This is a genomic window from Microbacterium sp. B19, from assembly GCF_000333395.1.
GTDB lineage: Bacteria > Actinomycetota > Actinomycetes > Actinomycetales > Microbacteriaceae > Microbacterium.
In genome coordinates this window covers 1-1,918 of the sequence record NZ_BADA01000087.1, presented here as the reverse complement: position 1 = coordinate 1,918, position 1,918 = coordinate 1, and the positions used below count along the sequence as shown (strand labels likewise).

Annotated in this window: 3 protein-coding genes; 2 read left to right on the top strand and 1 reads right to left on the bottom strand. The window is 68.6% G+C overall.

Annotated elements, in window-relative coordinates; translation table 11 throughout:
• The first annotated feature begins 78 nt into the window (after window positions 1–78).
• Complete coding sequence (gene rpsO, locus I5G_RS02895; RefSeq protein WP_022877709.1) at window positions 79–348, top strand: 30S ribosomal protein S15; 270 nt, start codon at window positions 79–81, stop codon at window positions 346–348.
• A 197-nt stretch (window positions 349–545) separates the two neighbouring features.
• Here rpsO and I5G_RS02890 read toward each other — a convergent pair whose 3' ends face one another.
• Window positions 546–1,562: an isopenicillin N synthase family oxygenase gene (locus I5G_RS02890; protein WP_022877708.1), complete on the bottom strand. Its 1,017-nt coding sequence runs from the start codon at window positions 1,560–1,562 to the stop codon at window positions 546–548.
• Window positions 1,563–1,766: 204 nt separating this feature from the next.
• Between I5G_RS02890 and I5G_RS25105 the strand changes: the two genes are divergently transcribed.
• A partial coding sequence (locus I5G_RS25105; protein WP_187288793.1) for an FTR1 family protein occupies window positions 1,767–1,918 on the top strand: 152 nt, incomplete at its 3' end.

Here is a 1,918-nt window from a genome sequence, read left to right as displayed (position 1 = left end):
CGTTCGATCGGCCGCGGATAAAGAGAGCCCACGCATCAGGCGTCGGGCGCCGCGCAACGAAGAGGAAGGGGATCACCTATGGCACTGGAAGCAGACGTCAAGAAGGCGATCATCGAAGAGTACGCGACGCACCCCGGTGACACCGGATCCCCCGAGGTGCAGGTCGCGATGCTGACGCAGCGCATCAAGGACCTCACCGAGCACCTCAAGGCACACAAGCACGACCACCACTCGCGCCGTGGCCTGTTCCTGCTCGTCGGTCAGCGCCGTCGCCTGCTGGGTTACCTGCAGGAGGTCGACATCAACCGTTACCGCTCGCTCATCGAGGGTCTCGGCTGGGTTCGCTAATCGCACCAGCGTTCAATCGCGCAAAACATTCTTGGAAGGCCGCCCCACGGTGTGGGGCGGCCTTCGTCATTCCCGCGCACGTCGGTGCGTGCCGCGGTGGGGGCACTCGGCATCCATAAACGCTCGGGCTCGACGGAAACGCTCGACCGGAGCGTTTCTGCCGAGCCCGAGCGTTTCTGCCTGGTGCCCGGTGGCGGTCAGGATGCCGCGCGGGCGGCGACCAGGTCCGGATGCCAGCGCTCGGCGACGTCGGGGTGGGCGCGCAAGCGCGACTTGAGGGCGTTCTCGCCGTAGGTGGCGTGGATCGGGTTCGTGGGGTCGTCCTCGACGCCGCGCGCCTCTGCGGCCAGTTCCGCGGGCAGATCGATGATCGGCAGGATCGCGTCGAGCGCGGGGTTGAAGAAGAACGGCACCGAGATGCGCTCGTCGGGGAACCGCGGCGAGACGACGCGGTGGTTCGTCGCCGTCAGGTACCCCTGCGTCGCGTACTCGAGCAGCTCACCGATGTTGACGACGAACGCGCCGGGTACCGGGGGAGCGTCGACCCACTCGCCGTCGCGGAGGACCTGGAGCCCGCCCTTGCCGGGCTCCACCCACAGCAGTGTGAGGACGCCGGAGTCCTTGTGCGCGCCGACGCCCTGCTGGGGAGTCGGGTCGTCCTTGCCGGGGTAGCGCACGATCTTGATCAGCGTCTGCGGGTCGCCGAAGTGGCGGTCGAAGTACTCCTCCTCGGCGCCGAGGGAGAGCGCCCACGCGCGGAGGAGCGTCCGCGCGATCTCGGTCAGTCGGTCGTGCCACTCGGTCACGACGTCGCGGAGTTCGGGCTGCGCGGCGGGCCAGAGGTTGGGGCCGACGAGCCGGTTGTAGCCGGGGCCGTCGGGGTCGTTGATCGCCTCGCGTTCGGGGCCGATGTCGATCTGCTCGCGCCAGTCGACGCGGCCCTGCGTCAGTTCGCCGCCGACCCGCGTGTATCCGCGGAAGTGGGGGCTCGTGACGTTCTCGATCGCGAGCTTCTCCTCCTCCGGCAGGGCGAAGAAGTCCTTCGCGGCCTGCAGGAGCCGCGCTTCGAGTTCAGGGCTGATCCCGGTGCCCGTGAGGTAGAAGAAGCCCACGTCGCGCGTCGCGGTGCGCAGGTCGTCGCGGAAGCGGGCGGCGGCCTCCGGCCCCTGGTCGAGGAGCGAGAGGTCGAGGATCGGGAGGTTCAGCTCGGACATGGTTCGAGGCTAGGTCGGCCCACGCCGACCTCGGCGAATGTTGCCGACGGTTACCGCTTTCCGGAGTCCGGACAGCTGACCCGCCGGACGGCGGGGTGCGAGGAGGGGCCAACATTGCGTAATCTAGGTGAGTCAGGTGAGGCTGTCCTTACCTCCCGCGATTCCGCGGTCCCCACCCGAAACTCCGAAAGTCGGTCTTCGCCCGTGCTTGCCTCCTTCTTCGCCCCGTTCATCATCGGGCTGCGTGAGGGGCTGGAAGCTGCCCTCGTCGTGGGCATTCTGGTCGCCTACCTCACCAAGCTCGGGCGGCGCGACGCCTTGCCCCGGCTGTGGGTCGGCGTGGGCCTCGCGATCGC